General features: G+C 70.8%; 13 protein-coding genes, 1 other RNA gene and 1 pseudogene. 5 read left to right on the top strand and 10 right to left on the bottom strand.

Annotated features, from left to right (window positions below):
- Position 1 precedes the first annotated feature (1 nt).
- From LY05_RS01270 to LY05_RS01280, 3 genes are read right to left on the bottom strand one after another with little or no spacing between them, the layout of a single operon-like run.
- Positions 2 to 1,105, bottom strand: coding sequence for an ABC transporter permease (locus LY05_RS01270; RefSeq protein ID WP_148921808.1), 1,104 nt, complete (start codon positions 1,103 to 1,105; stop codon positions 2 to 4).
- The gene (locus tag LY05_RS01275) at positions 1,102 to 2,193 is read right to left on the bottom strand and encodes a microcin C ABC transporter permease YejB (protein WP_072746307.1); all 1,092 of its coding nucleotides are present in this window, start codon (positions 2,191 to 2,193) and stop codon (positions 1,102 to 1,104) included. The genes LY05_RS01270 and LY05_RS01275 overlap by 4 nt, the downstream gene beginning before the upstream one ends.
- 32 nt (positions 2,194 to 2,225) lie before the next feature.
- On the bottom strand, positions 2,226 to 4,118 hold the full coding sequence (locus tag LY05_RS01280) for an extracellular solute-binding protein (protein ID WP_148921809.1): 1,893 nt from the start codon (positions 4,116 to 4,118) through the stop codon (positions 2,226 to 2,228).
- A gap of 231 nt (positions 4,119 to 4,349) precedes the next feature.
- On the opposite strand from LY05_RS01280, the gene LY05_RS01285 reads away from it, so the two are divergent.
- Entirely contained in the window at positions 4,350 to 5,171 is an 822-nt protein-coding gene (locus LY05_RS01285) for a helix-turn-helix transcriptional regulator (protein ID WP_083581144.1), read from the top strand.
- Between the two features lie 49 nt (positions 5,172 to 5,220).
- On the opposite strand, the gene LY05_RS01290 is transcribed toward LY05_RS01285, so the two are convergent.
- Positions 5,221 to 5,730, bottom strand: coding sequence for a c-type cytochrome (locus tag LY05_RS01290; protein ID WP_428842379.1), 510 nt, complete (start codon positions 5,728 to 5,730; stop codon positions 5,221 to 5,223).
- A 171-nt stretch (positions 5,731 to 5,901) separates the two neighbouring features.
- Between LY05_RS01290 and LY05_RS01295 the strand changes: the two genes are divergently transcribed.
- The gene (locus LY05_RS01295; RefSeq protein WP_072746303.1) at positions 5,902 to 6,816 is read left to right on the top strand and encodes a prephenate dehydratase; all 915 of its coding nucleotides are present in this window, start codon (positions 5,902 to 5,904) and stop codon (positions 6,814 to 6,816) included.
- Positions 6,817 to 6,856: 40 nt separating this feature from the next.
- Here the strand turns inward: LY05_RS01295 and LY05_RS01300 are convergent, their stop codons facing one another.
- Positions 6,857 to 7,039, bottom strand: a complete 183-nt coding sequence (locus tag LY05_RS01300) for a hypothetical protein (RefSeq protein WP_072746302.1) — start codon at positions 7,037 to 7,039, stop codon at positions 6,857 to 6,859.
- A 127-nt stretch (positions 7,040 to 7,166) separates the two neighbouring features.
- Positions 7,167 to 8,141 (bottom strand): NAD(+) diphosphatase, encoded by a 975-nt coding sequence (nudC, locus tag LY05_RS01305; RefSeq protein ID WP_148921811.1) that lies wholly within the window; start codon positions 8,139 to 8,141, stop codon positions 7,167 to 7,169.
- A 635-nt stretch (positions 8,142 to 8,776) separates the two neighbouring features.
- Here nudC and ffs point away from each other — a divergent pair.
- The 3 genes from ffs (at position 8,777) to LY05_RS01320 (ending at position 11,253) form a co-directional block, all read left to right on the top strand.
- An RNA gene (ffs, locus tag LY05_RS01310) (signal recognition particle sRNA small type) lies at positions 8,777 to 8,875 on the top strand.
- Positions 8,876 to 9,027: 152 nt separating this feature from the next.
- Positions 9,028 to 10,902, top strand: a complete 1,875-nt coding sequence (locus LY05_RS01315; protein ID WP_148921812.1) for a DNA polymerase III subunit gamma/tau — start codon at positions 9,028 to 9,030, stop codon at positions 10,900 to 10,902.
- 6 nt (positions 10,903 to 10,908) lie between these two features.
- Positions 10,909 to 11,253, top strand: coding sequence for a YbaB/EbfC family nucleoid-associated protein (locus LY05_RS01320; protein WP_072746298.1), 345 nt, complete (start codon positions 10,909 to 10,911; stop codon positions 11,251 to 11,253).
- 18 nt (positions 11,254 to 11,271) lie between these two features.
- On the opposite strand, the gene LY05_RS01325 is transcribed toward LY05_RS01320, so the two are convergent.
- The 4 genes and pseudogenes from LY05_RS01325 to LY05_RS15620 form a co-directional block, all read right to left on the bottom strand.
- Positions 11,272 to 12,111 (bottom strand): fused DSP-PTPase phosphatase/NAD kinase-like protein, encoded by an 840-nt coding sequence (locus tag LY05_RS01325; RefSeq protein WP_148921813.1) that lies wholly within the window; start codon positions 12,109 to 12,111, stop codon positions 11,272 to 11,274.
- A gap of 238 nt (positions 12,112 to 12,349) precedes the next feature.
- Positions 12,350 to 13,117: a hypothetical protein gene (locus LY05_RS01330; RefSeq protein ID WP_148921814.1), complete on the bottom strand. Its 768-nt coding sequence runs from the start codon at positions 13,115 to 13,117 to the stop codon at positions 12,350 to 12,352.
- Positions 13,117 to 13,905 (bottom strand): DUF2793 domain-containing protein, encoded by a 789-nt coding sequence (locus LY05_RS15330; RefSeq protein ID WP_249041819.1) that lies wholly within the window; start codon positions 13,903 to 13,905, stop codon positions 13,117 to 13,119. The genes LY05_RS01330 and LY05_RS15330 overlap by 1 nt, the downstream gene beginning before the upstream one ends.
- Before the next feature lie 9 nt (positions 13,906 to 13,914).
- Positions 13,915 to 16,719: pseudogene (locus LY05_RS15620) on the bottom strand (baseplate multidomain protein megatron); the annotation flags it as partial.
- Positions 16,720 to 17,173: the final 454 nt, after the last annotated feature.

A 17,173-nucleotide genomic window follows, 5' to 3' on the forward strand; every position in this document is an offset into this window, starting at 1 on the left:
CTCATCGGAAGATCTTGCGCGGATCGAAGGCGTCGCGCACGGCCTCGAACACGAAGACCAGCAGCGACAGCATGATCGCGAAGGTGAAGAAGGCGGTGAAGCCCAGCCACGGCGCCTGAAGGTTGTTCTTGCCCTGCAGCGCCAGGTCGCCCAGCGACGGATAGCTGGGCGGCAGGCCGAAGCCGATGAAGTCCAGCGTCGCCAGCGTCGAGATGGACGAGGTCAGGATGAAGGGCAGCATGGTCAGCGTCGCCACCATCGCGTTGGGCAGAAGATGGCGGCGCATGATCGTCCAGTCGCCCACGCCCAGCGCCCGCGCCGCGCGCACGTATTCGAAGTTGCGCGCGCGCAGGAATTCGGCGCGCACCACGCCCACCAGCGCCGTCCACTGGAACAGCGACAGAAGGAACAGCATCGACCAGAAGGTGGGCTCGACGATGGCGGCGATGATCATGATCAGGAACAGCACCGGAATGGCGGACCAGATCTCTTCGACGCGCTGGAACGTCAGATCGACCCAGCCGCCGAAATAGCCCTGCGCCGCGCCCGCGAAGATGCCGATGACCGAGGACAGCGCCGTCAGCGCGAAGCCGAAAAGCACCGAGATGCGGAAGCCGTAGATCACCCGCGCCAGCACGTCGCGCGCCTGGTCGTCCGTGCCCAGCCAGTTGACCGAGTCGGGCGGCGAGGGCGCCTGCGCGACCTGATAGTTGATCGTGTCGTAGGAAAAGGGAATGAGCGGCCAGACGATGCGCCCCGCCCGCCCGCCCTCGGGCAGGTCGCCGGCGCGCGCGCGCGCGATCAGCCCCTCGGGGTCGTCGAAGCACTGCCGAAGTCCGCCGGTCAGGATCAGGCACTGCACCTCGACCGAGCGGTAGTCGGCCTCGGTCTCGAAATCGCCGCCGAACTCGGTCTCGGCATGGAATTCGAAGATCGGGAACATCGCCTGCCCGCGATAGACGACGAGGATGGGCTTGTCGTTGGCGACGAACTCGGCGAACAGCGAGATGACGAACAGCGCCAGGAAGATCCACAGCGACCAGAAGCCCCGGCGGTTGGCCTTGAAGTTGCGCCATCTGCGGCGCTGCAGCGCGTCCAGCTTCATGTCTCGCGGCTCTCGAAATCGATGCGCGGATCGATCCAGACATAGGTCAGGTCCGAGATCAGCTTCACGAACATCCCCATCAGCGAGAACAGGTAGAGCGTGCCGAACACCACCGGGTAGTCGCGGTTGACGACGCTTTCGAAGCCCAGGAGCCCCAGCCCGTCCAGCGAGAACACGATCTCGATCACGAAGGCGCCGGTGAAGAAGATCGACACGAACGCGCCCGGAAAGCCGGCGATGACGATCAGCATCGCGTTGCGGAAGACGTGGCCGTAAAGCACCTGCCGCTCGCTCAGGCCCTTGGCGCGGGCGGTGACGACGTATTGCTTGCGGATCTCGTCCAGGAACGAGTTCTTGGTCAGCAGCGTCAGCGTCGCGAAGCCCGAAATGGTCATCGCCGTCACCGGCAGCGTGATGTGCCACAGATAGTCCAGCACCTTGCCCGCCAGGCTCAGCTGGTCCCAGTCGTCCGAGGTCAGCCCGCGCAGCGGGAACCACTGCACGTAGCTGCCGCCGGCGAAGAAGATCAGCAGAATCACCGCGAACAGGAAGCCGGGGATCGCATAGCCGACGATCACCACCGCCGAGGTCCAGGCGTCGAAGGGCGTGCCGTCGCGCACCGCCTTGCGGATGCCCAGCGGGATCGAGACCAGGTAGCTGAGCAGCGTCGTCCACAGACCCAGCGAGATCGAGACGGGCATCTTCTCGAGGATCAGGTCGATGACCGAGATCGAACGGAAATAGCTCTCGCCCAGATCGAAGCGGGCGTAGTTCCACACCATCTGGACGAAGCGCTCGGCGGGGGGCTTGTCGAAGCCGAACTGGCGCTCGAGCTCCTTGATGAATTCGGGGTCGAGCCCTTGCGCGCCGCGATACTGGCTCTCGGCGCCGGGGGCGGCGGCGGGGCCGCCCGCGTCCGACCCGCCGCCCGAGAAGCGGTCGGTGGCCGAACCGGCGTCGGTCAGCTGGGCGATGATCTGCTCGACCGGGCCGCCGGGGGCGAACTGGATCACCACGAAGTTGATCAGCAGGATCCCCAGCAGGGTGGGGATCATCAGCAAGAGGCGGCGCAGGATGTAGGCGGACATGGCTCAGCCCTCCGCCGCGGCGCGGGGCGCGCTCACAGCGCGCCCTCGGCCCTGAGGCGGGCGGCCTTCTCTTCGTCCCACCACCACAGGCCGATCACCCCGCGCGCGAAGGGCGGCTTGACCGGCGGGCGGCCGAACACGTCCCAATAGGCGACGGTGTGGCCGCTCTTGTGCCAGTTCGGAACCCAGATGTGCAGCGACCGCAGCGCGCGGTCCAGCGCATGCACGGCGGTGGTCAGCTCTTCGCGCGAGCGGGCCGAGACGACCTTCTCGATCAGCGCGTCCACCGCCGGGTTAGCCAGCCCCGTCAGGTTCGGCGCGCCGGGTTGATCGGCCCCGGCCGAGCCGAACATGTTGCGCAGCTCGGGCCCGGGCGTGAGCGACATCACGAAGCGGCCCGGCACGATGTCGAAGTCGAAATTCTTGACCCGCGCCTGGTATTGCGCCGCGTCCACGATGCGCAGGCGCGCGTCGATCCCCATCTTGCGCAGGTTCTCGATGAAGGGGCCGATGATGCGCTGGAAGGTGGGGCTGTCGTCCAGGAACTCGATGCTCAGCACCTCGCCCGCCGCGTTGCGGCGCAGCCCGTCGCGCACCTTCCAGCCCGCCGCGTCCAGCAGCTTCATCGCCCGGCGCAGCAGGCGCCGGTCGCTGCCCGATCCGTTGCTGACCGGGGGCGAATAGGGCGGCCCCTCGAGCGCGGCGGGGGGCAGATGCGCCGCCAGCGGGCGCAGCAGCGCCAGCTCGGCTTCGCTCGGCGGGCCCTCGGCCTCGAGCGGCGAGTTCTCGAAGAAGCTGTCGGTGCGCCTGTAGAGGCCGTGGAACAGGGTGCGGTTCGACCATTCGAAATCGAAGCCCAGCGCGATCGCCTCGCGCACGCGCGGGTCCTGGAACTTGGCGCGGCGCAGGTTGAACCAGAAGCCCTGCGTGCCCGAGGGCGTGCGGTCGGGCAGGATCTCGCGCTTGACCCAGCCCTTCTCGACGGCCGGAAAGTCGTATCCGGTCGCCCAGATCTTCGAGAAGAACTCCTCGTGAAACAGGAAGGCGCCGGCCTTGAAGGCCTCGAAGGCGGCGGTGTAGTCCTTGAAATACTCGAAGCGGATGCGGTCGAAATTGTAGGCGCCGCGCATCGCGGGCAGGTCGCGCGCCCAGTAGTCGTCGCGCCGCCGGTAGGTGATCGAGCGCCCGGGCTTGACCTCCTCGACCTCGTAGGGCCCCGACCCCAGGATCGGCTCGAGCGAGGATTGCGCGAAGTCGCGCCCCTGCCACCATGCCTTCGAGAAGATGGGCAGCGAGCCCACCAGCGCCGGCAGATCGCGCGTCAGCGCGCCGGGGGCGAAGTCGTAGCGCACCGCGTCGGGCGCCTCGACCGTGACCGAGGCGACGTCGCGCAGCCGCAGGCGGATCGAGGGCGAGCCCTTGTCGCGCAGGATCTCGAAGCTGAAGGCCACGTCCTCGGCCGTCAGGGGGCTGCCGTCGGCGAAGCGCGCCTCGGGCCGCAGGACGAAGCGCACCCAGGAGCGGTCGGGGGGGTAGACGATCTCGCGCGCGACCAGGCCATAGGCCGAGTCCGGCTCGTCGGCCGAGGAGATCAGCAGCGAATCCAGCGTCAGCCCCACGCCCTGCGCGGGCTCTCCCTTGAGGATGAAGGGGTTGAGGCTGTCGAAGGTGTTCGAGCCGCCCGTGCCGCGCCCCGACCAGATCCCGCCCTTGGGCGCGTCGGGGTCGGCATAGTCGAAATGGGCGAAGTCCGGCGGGTATTTCAGGTCGCCGAAGGCCGAGATGCCATGCGCATGGATCAGCCCGTCGGTCTGCGGGGCGGGGACGAAGGGCGCCTGCGCGGCCGCGGGCGCGGCGACGGCGGCGGCAAGGGCGAGCGCGCCCAGCCCTGCGCGGGCGATGGCGCGGATGAAACGGCCCGTCATGCGATCCTCTCCCTGTTGGGCGCGGCGCGGGCGGCCTGCGCAAGCGCCTTGTCCAAGCATGGTTAGGGCGCGCGGGCGCGCGTTTCAACCCGCCCGGGGCGGGGCGGGCGCGGGGCGGGTCAAGGCCACGGCTCTTGTCTCGAAATGAAAACCCTATACAATTGTTCGGATAGATTGGCGTAAGCCGTGCGTTTGACGCGGCGTGAAGCTAATTCATTATGGGGGAGCGGCATGAGCTCCTATTCTAAGGCGGGTTTCCTGCCGAATTTTCTGCCCGACGCCGACGCCATACCATCCGACGATCCAGCGGCGCAGGCGATGTTCGCTCTGAACGCGCTGCGGGAAATGACCGAAAGCAAGAAGCTTTCGGACAGTCAGGAGCGCTTCGCCTCCTTGCTCGAAAGCCTTGGCTATTCGGGATTCGTCTTCGGCGCGCTGTTTCGCGACGGCGCCGACATGGCGTTCGAGCCGATCCTGATGCGCGGGGCGATGACCCCGGTGACCGAGATGCACGCGCATCAGAACCTGATCCGGGGCGATCCGATCATCGCGCGGGCCTACCGCGCGGCGGCGCCGTTCACCTGGGCCGAGTTCTACCGCCAGCGCGAGGCGGCGGACGAGCCGGGCGCGCGCGCTGTGATCGAGAACCTTCTGGCGCACGGCGTCACCTGCGGAGCCACCTTTCCCTCGGCTTCTCCGGGTTCGATGTTCCATGCGGTGCTCTCGGTCTCGGGGCCGGCGGGCATGACCTCGGAGGCCTTCGAGACGCAGTTCTGGCGCACCGCCTGGCTGGCGCGCGCGGCGGCGACGCTGCTCAAGGACCTGATGCTCAAGGAAGTGATCGACAGCCGCGTCTCGCGCCTGACGCCCAGCGAGGTGGCGGTGATGAACGAGCTGGCGAAGGGGCTGCGTCCGCAGCAGATCGCGCAGATCTTCGGCAAGTCGGAAAAGACGATCCGCAACCAGATCACTTCGGCCAAGGCGCGGCTTGGGGCGCGCACGCGCGATCAGGCGCTCAGCTACGCTCTGGGCTTCGGCCTGATCCAGCCCTGAGCGGGGCGGGCGCCCGGACGCGGGTCCGGGCGCGCCGCAATCGTAGGGGTCACTGCGCCTGCACGGACTGCAGGTAGGCGATCAGGTTCGCGCGGTCCTCGACCTTCTTGAGGCCGGCGAAGCTCATCTTGGTGCCGGGGATGTAGTCCTTGGGCTTGGCCAGGAATTCGTTCAGGGCCTCGGGCGTCCACTCGCCGCCATGGCCGGCCATGGCCGCCGAGTAGTTGAACCCCTCGACCGCGCCCACGGGGCGGCCGACCACGCCGTCCAGATGCGGGCCGGTGGCGTTGGTCCCGTCAAGCTTGTGGCAGGCCTTGCACTTGCCGAACACCTTCTCGCCCTTGGCGGGGTCGGCCTGGGCCAGCAGGTCGGCGAAGGGAACTTCCTCTTCCTTGGCCGCGCCCTCGTCGCCGCCCTCTTCGACCGCCAGGGCGTAGGCGTAGTGGTGTTCGCCGTCATGGCCGCCGCCGCCGCGGTAGATCAGCTCCGAGAAGAAGCCGAGCCCCATATACACCAGCAGCGCGCCCACGGCGGCGCCGAAGAATTTGTTGAACTCCATCGTGTCCATGACAGGCGGCCCTCTGCGTTGGAATGCGGGCGCGCGCCCGCGGCAATGCTCGCGGGTTATTAGCCGCTTCCCGTTCCTTCCCGCAAGTCGTATAAGCGCGACCTGTCGTCCGACCGCGCCGCAAGGCCCACCGAGAAGCCCCGCCGAGGCAGGAGCCCCGCCGTGTCCCAGACCGCCGCGCAGACCGCGAACCGCGTCAGCCTTCCCGCCCATGCCGCCGCCGGGCGGATCGCCTTTCAGGGCGAGCCGGGCGCCTATTCGCACATGGCCTGCCTCGACGCCTTTCCGGCAATGGAGCCGCTGCCCTGTCCGACCTTCGAGGCGGCCATCGCCGCGGTCAAGTCGGGCGAGGCCGAGCTGGCCATGCTGCCGGTCGAGAATTCGACCTACGGGCGCGTGGCGGACATCCATTCGCTGCTGCCCGATTCCGGGCTGTTCATCGTCGGCGAAACCTTCGTGCCCGTGCGCATCCATCTGCTGGGGCCGCGCGGCGCGCGCCTCGATCAGGTCGAAGAGGCGCAAAGCCACGCCGTTCTGCTCGGCCAGTGCCGCGAGTTCCTGCGCAGCCACGGCATCCGCCCGGTGATCGGCGCGGACACGGCCGGCTCGGCGGCGCAGATCGCGCGCGAGGGCGACCCGCGCCGCGCGGCGCTGGCCTCGGCGCTGGCGGCGCAGATCAACGATCTCGAGGTGCTGGCCGAAGACGTGCAGGACGCCTCGCACAACGCCACGCGCTTTCTGGTCATGTCGCGCCGCAAGATCGAGGCCGAGCCCGACGCGCCCCATGTGCTGACCAGCTTCGTCTTCGAGGTGCGCAACGTGCCCGCCGCGCTTTACAAGGCGCTGGGTGGCTTTGCGACCAACGGCGTGAACATGGTCAAGCTGGAAAGCTACATGGTGAACGGATCCTTCACCGCCACGCGCTTCTACGCCGACATCGAGGGCCATCCCGAGCAGCGCCCGGTGCGGCTCGCGCTCGAGGAGCTGGGCTTCTTCACCAACGAGGTGAAGATCCTGGGCGTCTATCCCGCGCACCCTTACCGCGACACGGTGCGCCCCGCCGCGGCGGGGCGCTGAGGCCGGGCCGCGCGCGCCGCGAATCGCCTCGCGCCTCGGCTCACGATTCGCGGTTGCCGCGCAGCTCCTTGCAGATCTCCTCGATCCGGCGCCACAGGGTCGCCTCCTCGGCGTGCCCGGCGCTTTCGGCCTCGGCCGCGCGCCGCGCCGCCGCGGCGATCGCCTTGGGGCCAAGCTGATCGAACAGCGCCTGGGCCTTGATGGTGGCGGTTTCGACGGTCATGGCTCGCCTCCTTTGATCGCATTCGGATCGGGCGTTCAGCCCATGGGCGAGCATAGCACGCTTCGCGTCTCGCGCCCAAATCGCGGCTTTGCGAGGCGCAGGCGGGCGGGGGTCGAGGCCGGGCGAATCACTCGAAGGGCGGCACGCGGCCCTCGACCCAGGCCTCGATCAGGCTGCGGGCGATGGCGCCGGGGCGCGCGGGCGCGATCCGCGGATGGCGTCCGGCCAGCGCCTGCGCCGCCTCGGCGCGCGTGATCCACAGCGCCTCTTCCAGCTCCTGCTCGTCCAGCGTGATGCGCGCGCTCAGCGCCTCGGCCGCGCAGCCGATCATCAGCGAAGAGGGGAACGGCCAGGGCTGGCTGGCCAGATAGCGCACGCGCCCCACCCGCACGCCGGTTTCCTCCATGGTCTCGCGGCGCACGGCGGCCTCGATGCTTTCGCCCGGCTCCATGAAGCCGGCCAGCAGCGAATACATGCCCTCGGGCCAGAAGGGCTGACGCCCCAGCAGGACGCGCTCGCCGCGCGTCACCAGCATGATGGTCACCGGATCGGTGCGCGGGAAGTGGCGCGCGCCGCATCCGTCGCAGACGGTGCGCCAGCCGCCATGCTCGGGCCGCGTGGGGGCGCCGCAGCGGGCGCAGAAGCGGTGGGTGCGCCGCCATTCGAGCACGCCCTTGGCGGTGGCGGCGTCGGCGGCGTCCTGCGCGTCGAGCCGGGCCATCGCTAGGCGCAGGTCCATGAAGCCCATATGCGGCGGCAGCGAGGGGTGGCGGTTGACCGTCCGGTCCGCCAGCCCGGCGGGCGAGGGCGCCTCGGGCGCCTGCCAGGCCGAGACGTCCAGCGCGAAGCACCCCTGATCGCCCGACAGGCCCAGGAAGACGGGCGCCTCGGCGCTCTCGGCCAGAAGCGGCGCCCCGGGCGAGAGCCAGGCCAGCCGCAGCCCCTCGGGTTCTTCGGCCACCAGCGGCTTGCCCCTCCAGAGCGGCAGGATGAACGCCCCCGGCACCCGCAGCATCGCCGCAAGCGCGGCGTCGTCCGCGCGCAGGCGGTCGGCGCGGTCGCGCGCGCCTGCGGCGAAGGTGATGGCGGCTTCGTCGATCATGCGCTTCGTCCCGTTCCCTGCCGGCGCGCCCTGGGCGTCGCTCATGGCCGCGCGCGGCCCCGCAGCCTTGCCGCGCCGCCGCCCGCCGGGCGCGGAGCTTGCCCCAGCGCGCCGCCCCCCGCAAGCGCAGCGCGCGGCGGGGCGCGCCGCCGACCTCTTGCGCGGCCGCCCGCAAGGGACGGCGCGGCCCGAGCGCGCGAAGGATGGGCGGGATCGCCCGGCGCGGCCGGCGGCGCGGGGCTGGGCGATCGGCGCCTGATTTCGGCTGCCCGGCGCGCAGGGCGCGGACGCCCGCCTGGGGCGCGGCGGGACAGGAGCGCGGCGGGACAGGAGCGCGGCGGGGCTGGGGCGAGGCGCGCGCACCGCTGCCCGCGCGCAATCGCGCGAAGGCCCTGCACCGGCATCGCGCCGGCCTCGCCGGTCCGACGGCCGCTGGAGCGGGCGCGGGGCGGCCTTGGCGCGGCCGGCCAGACATGGCGGCAAGGCGCGCGTGGGTGGGCGCGCAAGCGCCGGGCGCGGCAAGCCGAGCATGGCGGCGCAACGACGGCGCGGCGGCCGCCGGGCGCGGGCGCCGTCCTCGTCCCCCCGGCGCCGGCGGGCCTTGCCTTCGGCCCCCGCCGGCATTATGTCAGCGGCGAGAGACTGGCGCGGGCAGGCGCCTCGCCAACCCGGTCAGGTCCGGAAGGAAGCAGCCGTAACGAGCCTCGTCTGGGTCGTTGTCCAGTCTCTCACCCACCCCTTTCCGGCAAGCGCGAGCATCTTCGCCAGGGCGCGGCGCGCTCGCTTGTGGCCGGGCGGCGCGCGGCCTATGGTCCGCCTGTGGCGCCGAGGCGCCGACGCGCCCCGCGTGGGCGCGATCAGGACAGGAGCCGAGCGAGATCCGCCCATGACCGACCCGCACGCCCCGGCAGACGTCGACGCCGCCCCCGCCGCCGATCCGGGCGCCGGCTATCAGGTGCTTGCGCGCAAGTATCGGCCCGCCAGCTTCAAGGATCTGATCGGGCAGGAGGCCATGGTGCGCACGCTGCGCAACGCCTTCGCCGCCGACCGCATCCACCACGCCTTCGTCATGACCGGCGTGCGCGGCGTGGGCAAGACGACCACCGCGCGCATCATCGCCAAGGGCCTCAACTGCGTCGGCCCCGACGGGACCAACGACCGCCCCACGGTCGAGCCCTGCGGCGTCTGCGAGCCCTGCCGCGCCATCGCCGAGTCGCGCCATGTGGACGTGCTCGAGCTGGACGCGGCCACCAACACCCAGGTCGAGAAGATGCGCGAGCTGCTGGCCGGCGTGCCCTACCGGCCGGCCGACGCGCGCTACAAGGTGTACATCATCGACGAGGTGCACATGCTCTCGACCAGCTCCTTCAACGCGTTGCTCAAGACGCTCGAGGAGCCGCCGGCGCATGTGAAGTTCATCTTCGCCACCACCGAGATCCGCAAGGTGCCGGTGACGGTGCTGTCGCGCTGCCAGCGATTCGACCTGCGGCGCATCGACCCCGAGACGATGATCGCCTTTCTCGACTCGATCGCCCGCAAGGAGGGCGCGCGCATCGCGCCCGACGCTCTGGCGCTGATCGCGCGCGCGGCCGAGGGCTCGGCGCGCGACGCGCTGTCGCTGCTCGATCAGGCCATCGCCCATGGCGGCGGCGAGGCCGACGCCGAGCAGGTGCGCGCCATGCTGGGGCTGGCCGACCGCGGTCGCGTGCTGGACCTGTTCGAGGCGGTGATGCGCGGCGACTGCGCCGCGGCCCTGGCCGAGCTGGGCGCGCAATACGCCGCCGGCGCCGAGCCGCTGGCCGTGCTGCGCGACCTGGCCGAGGTCACGCACTGGATCTCGGTCGTCAAGATCTCGCCCCAGGCGGCCGAGGACCCGGCCATCGGCCCGGACGAGCGCGCCCGCGGGCTGGAGCTGGCGGGACGCCTGGGGCAGCCGTCGCTTCTGCGCATGTGGCAGATGCTGCTCAAGGCGCTGGACGAGGCCGCCGCGGCGCCGAACGCCATGATGGCGGCCGAAATGGCGATCATCCGCCTGACCCATGTGGCCACCATGCCCACGCCGGCCGAGATCATGCGCCGGCTCGACGCCGCCCCCCAGCCCGGCGCGCCGGCGCCTTCGGGCGGGCCGGGCGGGGGCGCGCGGCCCGCCGGCGCCGCCTCGGCGGGTCATGCGGGCGCGCCGGCCGGAGGCGCGGCGGCCGGATCCGCGGCGCCGGCCCAGCGCGCGGGCGCCGCGCCCCAGGCCGCCGCGCGGGCCGAGCCCGCGGCCCTGTCCGACGCCGTGGCCGGGCTGCGCAGCTTCGACGACGTGGTGGCGCTGATCCGCGCGCGCCGCGACGCCAAGCTGCTGGTCGAGGTCGAGACCCATGTGCGGCTGGTCAGCTACCAGCCCGGGCGCATCGTGTTCGAGCCCGCCCCAGAGGCGCCGCCCAGCCTGGCCGCCGATCTGGCGGCGCGGCTCCAGGCCTGGACCGGGGCGCGCTGGGTGGTGGCGGTCGAGGGCTCGGGCGGCGGGCCCACCATCCGCGAGCGCCGCGACGCCGAGCGCCGCGACCTGCACGCCGCGCTCATGCGCCATCCGCTGGTCGGCGCCGCGCTCGAGCTGTTTCCCGGCGCCGAGATCCGCGAGGCGCGCGCCTTTGATGCGGGCGGGGACGATCCGGGCGCGCTGGCGCCGCTGGCGCCGGCCGAGGACGAGGCCCCCGATTTCGGCGACGCCGACTGGGACGACTGGGATCCCGTCGATCGATACGAGGAGTGACGAGACATGTTCAAGGGACTTGGGCAGCTTGGCGACATGGCCAAGCTGATGAAGCAGGCGCAGCAGATCCAGGGGCGCATCGCCGAGGCGCAGGAGCGCCTGGCCTCGATCGAGGTCGAGGGCGAGGCCGGCGCCGGTCTGGTGCGCGCGCGCTGCACGGCCAAGGGCGAGCTGACGGGCGTCAGCATCGACCCCTCGCTGTTCCGCCCCGAAGAGCGCGAGGTGGTCGAGGATCTGATCGTCGCCGCCGTCAAGTCGGCGCAGGAGGCCGCCGCCGCCGCCGCGCGCGACGAGATGGCCAAGGCGACCGAGGGGCTGGACCTTCCGCCCGGGGTCAAGCTGCCCTTCTGAACGCGGCGGGGCGCGCTGCTATTCGCGCCCCAGCACGCGATCGACCAGGAACGCCCCGAAGCCCGAGCTGCGGAACTCGCGCCGCATGGCCTCGCGGTCGTATTCCGTGCGCACCCATTGGCGAAACGGCACGCCGCGGCGCTCGGCCTCGGCGGCGCGCTCCATGAACAGGTCGAGCACGCCCGTCGGCCCGATCTTCAGATGCCCGTAGCGCAGCGACAGCTGCCCGCGCGCCTCGGCCACGCTGCGCCCCTCGGCCAGGATCAGCCACAGCGCCGCCATGAAGCCCGCCCGGTCGGCCCCCGACTTGCAATGGAACAGGACCGGGCGCTCGACGCGGGCGACCAGCTCTTCCAGCGCCAGCAGCTCTTCGACCTTGGGCAGATCGCGCGAGCGCAGCACGAATCGCTCGAGCGTGACGTCGTTGCGCGCGCAGACCTCGCGCTCGAGCGGCAGCGAGCCGAAGATCACGCCGCCGCGCAGCGTGATGACCGTGCGCAGCCCCTGCCGCGCCAGGCGGTCGATGTGATGGGGCAGGGGCTGGGCGCTGCGCCAGGCGTCGCGGCCGACGCGGTGCAGGTTCGGATGGATCAGCCGCAGCGCGCCGTGATCGACGAACAGCATGTTGAGCCATGCGTGGATGCGGCGGCTCGTCGTCTCGATGGGCGCGCCCCAGCGCGCGCGCGCGCGGTTCGCCCGCCGCAGCCTCCGGCGCGTGCGCGCGGGCAGCGTGGGATCCTCGGGGTCGCGGCGCGGCGGGGGCGTTTCGAACTGCGTGGCGCGGCGGCGCGGCGGCGAAGCCTCGCCCGGCGCCTGCTGCGTGGCCTTCGGCGCCGGAGCGGCGTTCGGATCGGTCATTCGTCTGTCCCGAAAGCGATCTTCGCGTGCGATCCGGCGTTCTCGCCGGTCTGGTCGGCCGAGCCGAGCGCCGACGGGCGGCGCGCTCGGGGCGCTGGAGGCGACGACCGGAATCGAACCGGTGTACACGGATTTGCAAGCCTGCTTTTGTGTCAGGAGGCATAACAGCTTGGCCGGAAACCACAACCCGGACAAAACAAGAACATTTCATGAATCCGGACATCGTGACTGCCGCGGCTCACGCGGCCGCCTTGGCGGCCATGTGCGCCTGGATCGTCGCCCGCTCTGCCGCCGTCGGGGTCCAGTCATGCACGATCACCAACTCGCGCAGCCGAAGATCGACGCCGCGCGTGCCTGCATAGCCGAGCCACAGGCGCTGCCAGCTAAGGACGGTCTCCGGCGTTACCGCGAAGTCGTACGCCGTCCCGTTGACCACCGCGCTCTGCGTCAGGTGCGTGCCGAAATAGTCCACCCAAAAGCTCTGCGGAACCGCCTGCCGAGGCGACATCCCGTAGTTGCCATTGTTTCGACCGACGACAACCCCGGCGCTCGTGGCGTTGCACATCACGCCGGTCGGATCTTGATAATCAAAGGTGTTATTCGTCTCCCATGCCAGACTCCAAAGCCGACCATAGGCGTCCGTGGACGTGTAGCCGAGAGCGGCGGCGATGTAGATGGTTGAGATGTTGGGGTAGGACGAATGGACCTGCCACAGATGCCCGCGCGACGTCTGGCGAATCTGACCGACACCGCTTACAACATCGTAGACCGCCGCTGACGAGAAACTGTAGGAGTGATTGCCGTTGCCGCTCAAGTCGTCAAACGCCAAGACAGGATCGCCGGGCGCGCTGACCGGGATCGTCCGGGCCGCGTCTTGCCACAGGCTGGACGTCTGGCTGGCGTCGATCCAGATGCCGCCCTTCCCGCTCGCGAAGGCCGCGGCGATGATCTGCTGCGCCGAGGCGGCGGCGGCCAGCGATACCCTGCGCGGCATGTCCAGAAGCATCAGGACGCCTCCCCGGCGATCGTGAAGGTGAGGTTCGCAATCTGTGCATCTGCCGTCGATGGCGCGACGATGGTCACCAGGGATCCGGCCGCGACGGTCAGACCCGCCCCGCCGGTCGTCGTGGTCGTGATCGTCCCGTCCGTGGCGACGGAGATCTGCGCGACCTCGATGCCGTCGTCGCGGACCGACAGCACGAATTGCGCCGCCGGCGCGGCCCCGACCGCCCCGCTCGATCCGGCCAGGTTCGCGGGCAGGATCCAGTCGCGCGGGATAGCGATCGTGTCGATCACCTCATCCGCTGCGGGCGCGGCCGAGAACGCCACACGAACGTCATACGGGCTCGTCGTCGCCACCGGACCCGCGACCCACGTGCCGGTCGCGCTGTCGTAGAGCAGCCCGTCTCCGTCCGCGGCCGACGACACATCGACGTCGCCCAGCGCGGCGAGCAGACCTCCGGCCGGCGTCCAGGTCGTGCCGTCATGGACCAGCAGCAGCCCCTCGTCCTCCACCCACGCGCGCCAGCCGATTCGCGGCGGCAGGCGCATCCATGCGCCGTCGGTCCACAGCGCGACGTTCAGATCCCAGCCTGACCAGTCGCCGGTCGCGCCGGCCGCCACGATGTAGCGGTCGCCGTCGGCCGGGCTCGCCGGCGGGTCCGTCAGATCACGGTCGATGACCGAGAGCTGCACAAGCCCGTCGAGGATCCGCAGGGCCTCGTTGTGCGTCACGTGCTTTTGCGCCTGCGCGGCCAGGATGTAGGGCAGGGCAAGGTGGGTCGTCTGGCTCATGGTTCCCCCTCAGAAACTCAGCACGAAGTCAGCCGGCGCGCCACGCCCGACCGCCTCCGAAATCTGGTAGATGCGCACCGCCAGGCTGTCGCCGGGCCCCAGAGGCGCGCCCCAGTCCGCAACCTGATCGGCCTCGGCGTAGAGCACGCTGGTGGTGGTCGAGCTCAGCACCCGCTTGACCGTCGCGCCGTCGAGGATCTCGACCTCGTAGGCCTCCGAATCCTCGCCCAAGGGCACGTCTGCCGGCCGCCAGTTGTCCGCGGCGAGCGCGCGCGACCGTCTGATCCAGCTGATGGTCAGATCGCCCGGCGTTCGCGGCCTGCGCCACGGCTGCTCGACATGGGCCGGCGAGAACGGCCGCAGCCCGACGCCATCGGGCGTGAACTCGGCGGCGACGTAGCTGTCGTCGCTCACCGGCCGCGTGGCGGGGCCGATGCGCCAGTTCCACGGAATGCCGAGATCGGCCTCGGAAACGGGCAGAGACGGGACAGCCTCGTCCAGCACGACGACGCGCGCGCCGGCCGGCGTCGGATCGCCCATCGCCCACTCGGTGCCGCGCTGGCCGCGCAGCAGCCGCGTGAGCCGGTAGCGGCCGGGCGCCAGCAGCTCCGCCTCGCCGGCCTGGACGATCTCCCAGGCCCCGGGCGCGCTCTCGACCGCAATCGCGTTCGCGCCGCCGAACAGAGCGATGTCGGTGACGCTCTCGAGCGTGCCGGTCAGCAGATCGACGATCATCTCGTTGCCATGATCGAAGCGAGAAGTCGGCCCGGCGTGGAAGTCCGTGACCAGCGTGCCGATGCGCGCCTGCGCGCCGAGCGCCGTCAGCAGCTCGAACCCGTCCGTCGATGGGCTGCGGAACACCGCCATCTCGCCCGGCCACGGCACCGAGAAGGCGGCGATGCGCGGTCGATGGGCAGGCGCATCATCGGTGAGCTGCGGAAGGTCAAGGAACACAACCTCGGGCGCGCCAAAGACCGCCATGCGCGCGAGCGCGCTGGCCCGCGATCCGCCGGGCGGCAGGTCGTAGGCCTCGCGATCCTGCCGGACGGCTTCCACGGCGCGCGCATCTGCGTCGGCGACCGAGACGATCCGCATCGGCGTCGCGCGCCCGTCGTGATCCAGAGTCACCACATCGGCCGGATCAAGCGCCAGGCGCGACGGCGGCAGGCGGAAGACCGCGCCCTCGCGCCCCGCCCAGGCCTCGATCAGCGCGCGCCGACACCGGCGTTCGGCCTCCTCTGGCGGCGCCGCCATCGGGAAGGTCTCCGACGTCACGCGCGAGGAATCGACCGTGATGCGCCGCGCCTCCACCTGGGCCGCCTCATAATCCTCGTCCGCGCGCGCGACCTGCCATTTCAGCGCCTGCGGCAACTCGGTCTCCTGGCCGCGCGTCAGCTCGAGCACGTCGCCCTCGCGCGCAGTCACAAGATCGTCCGGCGCGACCCCCGCCACCGGCCCCCGCCCGCGCATGACGAAGCGGATGACGCCCTCGCTCTCGACGGCATCGAAGCCGAAATGCCGCGCCAGCGTGGTGATCGACGCGCGCGGGGACTCCAGCGCCGCGATCACATGCCCGTCGACCGCGCCCCACAGGCCGGACACGTCGATGCGATCCTCGGGCAGGCCCGCGCGCGCGCAGATGTCGCGCACCAACGCCGCCAGAGACGCAGCGCCGAGGCGACCGGTCAGCCAATGCCCGCGGCGCCAGTTCTCGCCATCCGCCCAGACGTCCGTCAGCGCCGGGAACCACGGATATGGCCTGGCGTCCCACGTCCACGCCGCCGATCCGGCGATGTCGACCATGGGGCCGGCGTAGACGCTGGACGTCGGGTTGCGGGAGGGATCCGACCAGTAGAGATACGCCGCCTCGAGATAGGCGCGCTGGATGGCGTCGTCGCGCCAGCCGCGCGAGAACCAGGGCAGCGCGCTCTCCGAGGATTTCGCGTCGAAGAAGACGTTCGGCTGGTTGCTGCCGCGGTCGATGGCCGGGCAGCCGATCTCGGTGAACCGAATGGGCTTCGACTCCGGCGTCCAGGCGGTCGGCGTGGAGCTCTCCACGCCGCCGGGCCGATCGTAGTGCGGATTCGACCACCAGCTGCGCAGATCCTTGAAGCGGAACACCCAGGGCTTGCCGGCCGCGCCGTCCGTGATCGGGGTGCGGATCTGCGCGGCGCGGTCATCCTCCGAAGCGTAGAACCAGTCGTAGCCCTCGCCGCCCTCGATCTGCGCCTGCAGGTAGCCGCGGTCGTAGATCGAGGGCCAGCCCTCGGCCGCGTCGGCATGCTCGAAGCCGTCGCGCCAGTCGGAGAGCGGCGCGTAGTAGTCGATGCCCACGAAGTCGATGTTCGCATCGGCCCACAGCGGATCCAGATTGAAGATCACGTCCCCGCTGCCATCCTGCGGATGGTGGCCGAAATACTCCGACCAGTCGGCGGCGTAGCTGATCTCGACGTCCGGGCCAAGGATCGCCCGCACATCCGCCGCCAGGCTGATCAGCTGCTGCACGGCAGGGTAGGCGCCGGTGTCGTCGCGCACGCTCGTCAGGCCGCGCAGCTCCGATCCGATCAGGAACGTGTCCACGCCGCCCGCCGCCGCGCACAGATGCGCGTAGTGCAGCACCATGCGCCGGTAGCTCTGCTCGGTCGGATCTCCTGTCCACGTCACCTCATCGCCGGACACCGCGAAGTCCGCTGGCGTCGCCGCGCCGAAGAACGCCGCGATCTGCGTAGCCGCGTCGGCCGTCTTGTCCGCCGTGCCTGGCAGTCCGGGCGCAGGGTCCACCGTGATGCGCCCCCGCCATGGGTGGGCGGGCTGGCTGGTCTCGCGTTCGCGCAGATCAACCTGGCCGATCGTTAGCTGCGTCAGGTTGACCGCGATCGCCGCCACGTCCGCGCGGAACTGCAGCCTGATCCAGCGAGAGCCGGGCGGGATCGTGCGCGTGAGCGAGAAACTGTCCGGGTTGCCCGCGAACGGGTTCGCCCACACGCCGCCGGCCAGCACCGAAGCCTGGAAGTCCTTTCCGCCCCCGGCAGCCTCTGGAATGCCGAACACGTCCAGGTAGGGAGTACCCCAGTTCAAGAAAAAGTTGCCCGCCGTGCCGGCCACGGACACCTGCACGAGTCCCGCGTCCACCTGAGCGGCGCTGATGCCCAAGGCGCGCAAGTCGAAGTCGCGGACGATGACCGCCTCCTCGACGCCGATTGTATCCCAATCCCACCAGTCTCCGTTGATGGGATTGGGATTCTGATGATTGGCCGAGAACAGGTCG

It is taken from the genome of Oceanicella actignis (assembly GCF_008124525.1).
Lineage (GTDB): Bacteria > Pseudomonadota > Alphaproteobacteria > Rhodobacterales > Rhodobacteraceae > Oceanicella > Oceanicella actignis.